Genomic DNA, 8,292 nt, shown 5'->3' with positions numbered 1-8,292 from the left:
TTGCCTCGTCCCAGGCGCAGGCAGCCATGACTTACACCGAAGGGGACCTGCTCCTCGCGTTCCGGCAGACCGGAAACAGCACCACTTACATGGTCAACCTCGGCTCCGCCGCCGGTTTCCGTGACCAAACCGGTACCGTCGCCGACATCGGCATCACGGGCCTTGCCGCTGACATGGCAGCGACCTTTGGAGCCGGCTGGTATTCGGACAACACGATCTTCGCTTCCATCGTCGCCGGTTCTGGTGTCAATGGTGCTGTCCTGATTCCGGGTGACGGCACAAGCACGACGCCTCCCAATCAGTCCAAGTCCATCTACGTTTCCAAATCGGGAACGGGAAGTGCGCTCGACACTCCGTTCAGCAACCTCGCCGCTGCCACGGTCAGGACCATGGCTGGAACGATCGGGTCCACCTTTGGGGGTGTTTACGCCGCAGGCACCGCAACAGGCAACAACAGTGCCGGGACCTTGATCTCGACGTCTGTAACCAACGACTACACGGATCTCATTCCTCCTACCGCCGCCAACTATTTCGGTGGTCTCACCGCTTCCACGGAAGTCAACCCGAACGGCACCTTCGACCTTTATCGTATCCTGGCCAACAACACCGGCGCCACGGATTCGGTCGCAAACGGCGTGTCGCAGTATCAGGGGGCTTTCACCATCAGCAGCGGTGGTGTCGTTTCGTTCAACTCGGATGTCGCCTCCGCGGTTCCCGAACCGTCCCGCTTCGTCCTGCTCGGCCTCGGCCTCAGCGGCCTGCTGATGCGCCGCCGCCGCCGCAAGGCCTGATCTCAAGACATACATTTCCCATTCTAGCTCACATCACCTCTTCTCGATTTCTCTCACTTAAATCACCATGAATACTTCCCTTCTGAAGATCGCCGCTTTGTCCGCGCTTCTAACCTCCTCCGCTTCCGCGGCCAGCTACGTGGTCAACCTCACGGGCTCCACCGCCTTCCGTTCCTCCACTCATTCGGCGATTCTCGCCAACCTGACGAGCCCCACCTACGCCTACACGGACAAGGCATCCAATGGTCTTAACAAAGCCAAGTTTGTCATCTTTAAAGGCACCATCGGCGCCGATGATTACACCATCCGCTGCAGCTGGTCCGGCTCAGTGGAAGGCGTTGTTGACACCGGCTCGCAGAACTCCATCGCTGCTCTGCCCACGACCCAGTCCACCGCGACCGCCCCTGGCACCGCGCTGGTAAACTCCAATGAGAACACCTTTGCGACGGACACCATGATTCCTGACGGCGGCATGTCGGATGTGTTCCAGAGTTCCACTTCGGAAACCGGCGCGCTCACTGACAAAATCGTGGCCGTGGTTCCCTTCGTGTTCATCGCCAACAATGGAACGGTCGGTGTCACGAACATGACGCCTCAGATCTTCCGCACGGTTTACGGACCAGGCGGCGCTCCTCTCTCCATCCTCACGGGCAACCCAGCCGACAACGCAACCTACGTATTCGGAGTTGGCCGTGACATCGGCTCCGGCACGCGTGCCACCACCATGGCTGAGACCGGCTATGGGATCTTCACTGCTCCTGCACAGTATACGGTCACCGTGGGTACATCCACCTGGTCCGCCGCCGATCTCGTCTCCCAGAGCGCCACGAGTGGCTACACCAGCGGCAGCACCATGGCCACCGACCTTGCCAAAGCCTCCAGCGACGGTTCGGTCTGCGTCGGCTATGTCGGCGTCGCCGACAAGAATGTGAACAATGTGGAACTGACCTACTGCGGAGCCACCTACTCGGCAGCGAATGTTTACAACGGCAACTACACCTTCTGGGGTTATGAGCATCTTTTCACCCCGAGCCGCGTTTCCACGGCCACGACCGGAGACGACCTCGCACGCAAAAACTTCTTCAACAGCATGGCGGCCACCCTCGCGAGCGCTCCAGGCGCCGCCGGCCTCAATCCCGCCCTCATGCAGGTGCATCGCGACGGTGATGGCGCCACGGTTCTCGAAGGTCCTCTTCCCTAATCCGACACCAGGCTCAAGTTGTTGGCTTTGCTAAAGCTCCGTTGGGTGGTGAGGTTTCGGCCTCACCACCCTTCTTCTGTATAAATCGTCCATTGAGCGAGTGCTGTCAGACTCTTCATCTCCCCACTCCACCTTCAAGCACATGCCTATTCTTTCGCTTCCATCTCCTCACAAGATCTTCATCGCCGGAGCTGTGGTTGCCATCGTAATGGCCTGGGCGGGCTTCCACCTTGGCGCCCCTCCTCCTCATCTCCACGCGGCTTTGCCCGTGACCGGTTCGTTCCATGCGCAGAACACTTTCAAGTCCTCGAAGACTGTGGCCACCACGAACCGGACGAGTGCATCATTTTCCCGATCGGAAGTTCCGCTAACCCCCATCAGAGAGCAGACCCTCGTGAAAAACGAGCCTGTCTTCAATGCGAATGCAAAAGACTTCCCTTCCGAATCAGGCCAGGACTCTTCCAGAATCTCTAAGGCAGCGATCGTCTCCAAGCCCCCACGCCACCCGTTGACCCTCGCGCCCAACTGGCCGCTGATCATGAAGGCCGTGGACTTTCAGACGATTGGATTTTCACCCCAACAACAGGCAGTGGTTCAGCAGTTGCAGGAACAGTTTGTGAAGGACATTGGCGGCACCAATCAAGATCCCGCCAACCCCGCTTATGGAAAGCGCTGGCTCACCGCGGCCCAGATAGCGGATGAACAACTGCGCGCCAAGATTGGCTGGGAGGCTTTCAACGCCTACACGATCGCCGCATTCATGACGAAGAACGCCCCCTGAGAACAGGACTGGCACGCTTCAATTCAACGAAAACGACACAATAGAAGTGTCGCGCTAGGCAGGTTCATTTTTGCGTGACGCAAGTGTAACCTTGGCATGCTTGAGACAGCACGCCAGCAAACGAAAAAGGGGATGCTCAACATCGGCTCATGCCCTTCCGGACTCCTCACTTTTTCTCTCTGCGCAGACCACTTTCGAGACAAACGCTCGTGCGTGTCCTCTCACTGATGGTGTTTACCTGCGTGGCTGAGCGGGAGGCATCGGCCGTCGATCCTGTCTCAGCCTCCACGAGCGCTGCTTCGTCGAATCCAACAGCCCTGTCACAACTCGGCAATCTCTACATCCGCGAGTATCGTGTGCGCGGAAATCACATCCTGAAACCGGTGGAGATCGAGGAGGCCGTGTATTCCTTCATGGGTCCCGGTCGTTCGGAAAATGACATCGAAGCAGCACGTCAGGGACTGGAGAAGATCTATAAGGCAAAGGGCTACCAGACGGTCTATGTCGAGCTTCCCCAGCAGACAGGCGCGCGTGGCGTCATCTACTTCAATGTCGTCGAGACGCCGGTGGGCCGGCTTCGGGTGAAGGGTTCGCGTTATTTCCTGCCCAGCAAGATCAAGGAGCATGCGCCTTCCATGGCAGAGGGAACGGTTCCCAATTTCAATGAAATCACCAAGGACATCATCGCGCTCAACCGCTGGCGCGACCGAAAGATCACTCCTGAACTGAAAGCAGGCGTGGTGCCTGGCACGGTGGACATCGATTTGAATGTGGAGGACAAGCTCCCTCTGCACGGAAGCTGGGAGCTGAACAACCAGCACAATGCAAACACGGTGCCTCTTCGCCTCAGCGGATCGCTCAGCTACAGCAACCTCTGGCAGATGGGCCACTCCATCGGCGCCAGTTTCCAGGTGGCCCCGGAGAAGATCTCGGACAGTTCCGTCTATTCAGCATTCTACATGATGCCTGTCGAGAGCATCGAGGGCCTGAACATCATGCTCACAGGAGCCTGGCAGGACAGCAACATCGCCGCTTTGGGAGGCAGCACCGTCGTCGGCAAGGGCAAGATCTACGGCCTGCGTTTCATGAAGACGCTGCCCGCCGAGCGCGGATTCTTCCACTCGCTGAGCTTCGGCATGGACTACAAGGACTTCGTTCAGGACGTGAATGCAGCCGGCGCCACGGTTTCTGCTCCCATCACTTACTATCCGTTCACGGCGTCCTATTCGGCCAGCAAAGTGAGAGACAGTTCGTTCACCGAATTCAACGCAGCACTTGTGTTTCACTTCAGCGGCATGGGCGGTTCGCAAAGCGAGTTCGCAGCACGCCGCTTTGGTGCACAGGACAACTTCTTCTACTTCCGTGGTGATCTCTCCCACACGCAGGATCTGCCGGGCGGATTTCAAACCTACACGCGCATCCACGGCCAGGCTTCGGCGCAACCGCTCATCAACACTGAGCAGATCGCCGGCGGCGGTCTGAACACGGTTCGCGGCTATCTGATCGCCACACAGCTCGGAGATTCGGGAATGTTCGGCACGCTGGAGTTCCGCAGTCCGTCGTTCATCGGCAGCGCGAAGGACAAGGAAAACGAATGGCGCGTGTACGGCTTCCTCGAGGGCGGCAAACTCTACGTGAACAGTCCCCTGCCAGGACAGATGCGCTCCAGCGACCTCGCAAGCATCGGGTTCGGCACGCGCGTCCGCTATCTGAACCACCTCACCGGATCGTTCGATGTGGCCGTCCCCCTGGTCACACAGGCCAATGCCATCGCCCACGATGTGTACCTGTTCTTCCGCCTCGGCATGGACTTCTAACCCTTTCCTCAACTTCCGAAAAACCCGCCAATGCGCCTCCTCAAACCACGACTCCTGACACTCCTGCTCATTACCCTGGGCTCCCACCTCACAGCTCTCTCCGACCTGCATGCCGAAGAGAAGAACTGGTGGAATCCGTCCTGGACGATTCGCAAAAAGATCGACATCGACACGTCGGGCAAAGGGCTTTCCATCGCCGAACCCATCGGGACCACAGCGGTGCTGGTGCGCCTGCATGAAGGGGTCTTCAGCTTCATGTCCGCTAAAGAAGACGGCAGCGATCTGCGCTTCCTCGCCGACAACCACAAGACAGAGCTCAAACATCATGTCGAAAAGTGGGACTCTCTGCTCAACGAAGCCTATGTGTGGGTTCAGGTGCCGGACCTCAAACCTGCATCCGCCACGAGCATCTGGCTCTACTATGGCAACACGACCGAAGCCGTGGCCGCATCCCCGGCCAAGGAGACCTACGATGACAGCACTGTTCTCGTTTATCATTTTGCAGACGCCTCAAAGGCAGGCACCGATTCGTCGCCGACCGGAGCAAATGCAGAAGGTGCGCCGGCACCAGCAGCGGGTTCGCTCATCGGAAACGGACTGCGAGTGTTCGGCCAGTCGGCCATCACCGCTCCCGCCCCCCCTCTTCCTGAATGGGCACCCGGCGCACCTCTGACGGTTTCCGTCTGGGTGAAACCAAGCGCGTTGCAGGCGAACGAAGTGATCCTCAGCCGTCGCGACGGAGCAAATGTCTTCACGCTCGGCCTCGATGCAGGTGTGCCGTTCGTCGAAGTGAACAAAAAACGCTCCAGCCCAGGCGCTCCCATCGCCGCCGGTGGCTGGCACCACATCGCCGCCGTCGCGGATGCCGGCACCATCACCGTCTATCTTGATGGCAAATCCTACGGTGCAGTGAGTGCAGCGATGCCTTCGCTCAAGACTCCGGTGGAGATCGACAAAGACACGTCACCCGCCGCGGGATCGTTTGCCGGTTACACCGGGGAACTGGACGAACTGCAGATTGCCAAAACTGCACGCCCTGCCGGCTTCATTCACTTTGCAGCTGTGAACCAGGGCACGACAGCGGATGCATCCCGGCTGCTCGCAGTCGGCGCGGACGAAGCCTCCGATCATGAAGAAGAGAGTGAGATCACGAAGCATCTTTCGCTCATCTCCGGAATCTCCAAAGACCTGACCTTCGACGGCTGGGTCGTCATCTTCCTTTGTGCCCTGCTTGCGGTGGTTGGCTGGGGCATTGCCGTCGGAAAGATCATGTACCTCAACACCATTGAGAAAGCATCCAAGGAGTTCATGAAGCGATGGGAGAAGATCTCGTCCGATCTCACCGCCATCGACACCGAGGACGAGGAGAGCGTGAAGACCATCGGCGGAAACGTGAGCACCAAGATACACAAGCTGATGCGCCAGTCGCCGCTGTATCAGCTCTACCACCTCGGTGCGGAGGAAATCAGCCATCGTATGAAGGCCATTCGCAAAGTCAGCTTCACCCCTGACGAATCGAAAGTAGAAAAGAAGGTCGTGGGCGGCCTCTCGGGCCGTTCGATTCAGGCCATCAAAGCCGCACTTCATGGTGGCATGGTGCGTGAGGTGCAGAAGCTCAACGGCAAGCTGGTCTTTCTCACCATCGGCATCGCAGGCGGTCCTTACCTCGGCCTGCTCGGTACTGTCATAGGGGTCATGATCACCTTCGCCGTCATCGCCAAGTCGGGCGAGGTTGAGGTGAACTCGATCGCTCCCGGCATTGCAGGCGCTCTGCTCGCCACCGTGGCCGGCCTCGCCGTCGCCATTCCAGCGCTGTTCATCTACAGCTACCTCAGCTCACGCATCAAGGACGTGGTCGCCAACATGGAGACCTTTATCGACGAGTTCATCGCGAAGATGGCGGAACACTACAAGGAGTAAACCATGCAGGCCGACAACAAGAGCTACGACGACATCAACGTCACGCCCATGGTGGACCTCTACCTGGTGCTGCTGCTGATCTTCATCATCATGACGACCGCCGGCGTGCAGGGCGTGAAGGTGAACCTCCCGCGTGGCGGCCCTTCCACCTCGAAGCCGATCGAAGGTCCGAAGATGCAGGCCATCACGGTGGACAATCAGGGCAACATCAAGCTCAACGCCACGGCGGTGACGATCGACGAGCTCTCCACCAAGCTCGAGGCCATCAAGGCCTCCATGCCCGACGTCCCCGTCGTCATCCGCGGCGACAGTTCCACCCAGTATCAGACCATCATGGATGTGCTCACCGCCGTCGGCCGCGTCGGCATCACCCAGGTCGGTCTCGCCACGCAGGCGAAGAAGTAACCCATCCTCACGTCATGAGATCCACTGACATCGAAGACGAAGACGAGCCGGGCTTTTTTAAGCGCAACCTCGTCGTGATCATCATCGGCGGTCTGCTGCTGGCCGGCGGGGGCTACTTCGCAGCCAACTACAAACCCTCCAAGACCGCTCCCAGAAAGAAACTCGACATGGTCATGGTGATGCCGGTCATCCCGCCACCGCCACCACCTCCTCCGCCACCACCCAAGCAGGAGGAGCCTCCGCCTCCCGAGAAAGAGGAAGAGATGATCGCACAGGAAGAAGTGACGCCTGAAGACGAAAAACCTGACGACAAGCCTGCGGACAAACCTGCTGATGAACCGCTCGGCACCGCCATCGGCGGCGGTGATGGCAACGGCCTTGGTCTCGGCGGAGGAGGGGGCAGTCGCGGCATGATTGGCGGCGGCGGCAGCAAGGGCGGCAGCCGTTGGGGCTGGTATGCAGGTCAGGTGCAGAACCGTCTCGCGGATGCGCTGCGCCAGCATCCTCTCACCAAGCATGCGGGTTTCTCCAACATCATCAAAATCTGGTCGGACGCCACGGGTCGCATCACCCGCGTGAGACTCTCCGGCAGCACTGGCGACAGCAAGGTCGATGCCGCCATCGAAAACGAAATCTTCAACGGCCTCGTCCTCACGGAACCACCACCGGATGACATGCCGATGCCCATCAACCTCAGACTCACCGCACGCAAAGCGAATTGAAGCCACTCCCCTGCTCCATGCTTACTCAACAACAAGTCTGGCGACGAACGTACGCCTGTTTGACCGCCTCCCTTCTCTCCGCCTTTCAGCCATCGCTGATGCGCGCCCAGGAACCGGATCTGCCCGCCCCGCTGCTGGCTGAAAATATTGCGCCCGCTCCTGCGGAGAATCCGCCAACAAGCGCTGTCGCTACTGCTGACGGTCCCGCGCCCATCTCGACTGATCCTGCTGCTGCGGTGCCCGTGCTGCCGGATCCGAATGCTGCCGCGCCCAAGCCCATTCTGGCAACTCCGTCCCAAAACGTGACGCTGAACCTCATCAATCGGCTCGTGCAAAAGGGCGTCCTCACCCAGGCCGAGGCGGCTGATTTGATCAAAGGGGCGGAAGAAGATGCTGCGTTTGCCAAGGCCCAGGCCCAGGCTCTGGCAGAAACCCAGGCCGCAGTCGTCGCTCAAAGCGCCATGCCACCCGTGGAACCGGACCCCGACGAGGTCCGGGTCACCTACATTCCGGAATCCGTCAAAGCGCAGATCCGCGATCAGCTGCGCACCGAAGTCTTCGCGCAGGCACGCGCCCAGCAATGGGCTGCTCCGAACTCCGCTCCGGAATGGACCCAGCGCATCAAGATCTTTGGCGACCTGCGCGGCCGCTATCA

Annotated in this window: 8 protein-coding genes; all 8 read left to right on the top strand. The window is 59.4% G+C overall.

Features of this window, described 5'->3' with window-relative positions:
- On the top strand, positions 1–791 hold a 791-nt coding region (locus KDL09_RS01650; RefSeq protein WP_294380673.1), incomplete at its 5' end, for a PEP-CTERM sorting domain-containing protein.
- A 67-nt stretch (positions 792–858) separates the two neighbouring features.
- Positions 859–1,992: a hypothetical protein gene (locus KDL09_RS01645; protein ID WP_294380672.1), complete on the top strand. Its 1,134-nt coding sequence runs from the start codon at positions 859–861 to the stop codon at positions 1,990–1,992.
- A gap of 268 nt (positions 1,993–2,260) precedes the next feature.
- Positions 2,261–2,773, top strand: a complete 513-nt coding sequence (locus KDL09_RS01640) for a hypothetical protein (RefSeq protein WP_294380670.1) — start codon at positions 2,261–2,263, stop codon at positions 2,771–2,773.
- Between the two features lie 209 nt (positions 2,774–2,982).
- A complete protein-coding gene (locus KDL09_RS01635; RefSeq protein WP_294380668.1) occupies positions 2,983–4,590 on the top strand; it encodes a ShlB/FhaC/HecB family hemolysin secretion/activation protein in 1,608 nt (535 codons plus the stop codon).
- A gap of 30 nt (positions 4,591–4,620) precedes the next feature.
- Positions 4,621–6,510 (top strand): DUF2341 domain-containing protein, encoded by a 1,890-nt coding sequence (locus KDL09_RS01630; RefSeq protein WP_294380666.1) that lies wholly within the window; start codon positions 4,621–4,623, stop codon positions 6,508–6,510.
- Between the two features lie 3 nt (positions 6,511–6,513).
- Positions 6,514–6,915, top strand: coding sequence for a biopolymer transporter ExbD (locus tag KDL09_RS01625; protein ID WP_294380664.1), 402 nt, complete (start codon positions 6,514–6,516; stop codon positions 6,913–6,915).
- 14 nt (positions 6,916–6,929) lie between these two features.
- The gene (locus KDL09_RS01620; protein ID WP_294380661.1) at positions 6,930–7,637 is read left to right on the top strand and encodes a TonB C-terminal domain-containing protein; all 708 of its coding nucleotides are present in this window, start codon (positions 6,930–6,932) and stop codon (positions 7,635–7,637) included.
- 59 nt (positions 7,638–7,696) lie between these two features.
- A partial coding sequence (locus tag KDL09_RS01615; protein WP_294380659.1) for a putative porin occupies positions 7,697–8,292 on the top strand: 596 nt, incomplete at its 3' end.

Origin of the sequence: Prosthecobacter sp. (assembly GCF_020439865.1) — a bacterium.
In the GTDB taxonomy this organism is placed as follows: domain Bacteria; phylum Verrucomicrobiota; class Verrucomicrobiia; order Verrucomicrobiales; family Verrucomicrobiaceae; genus Prosthecobacter.
This window is presented reverse-complemented; position numbering and strand designations above follow the sequence as displayed.

Excerpts from the sequence above, each read along its gene's own strand:
- KDL09_RS01625 (WP_294380664.1), top strand. The coding sequence starts at position 6,514 with ATGCAGGCCGACAACAAGAGCTACGACGACATCAACGTCACGCCCATG.
- KDL09_RS01645 (WP_294380672.1), top strand. The coding sequence starts at position 859 with ATGAATACTTCCCTTCTGAAGATCGCCGCTTTGTCCGCGCTTCTAACC.
- KDL09_RS01630 (WP_294380666.1), top strand. The coding sequence starts at position 4,621 with ATGCGCCTCCTCAAACCACGACTCCTGACACTCCTGCTCATTACCCTG.
- KDL09_RS01620 (WP_294380661.1), top strand. The coding sequence starts at position 6,930 with ATGAGATCCACTGACATCGAAGACGAAGACGAGCCGGGCTTTTTTAAG.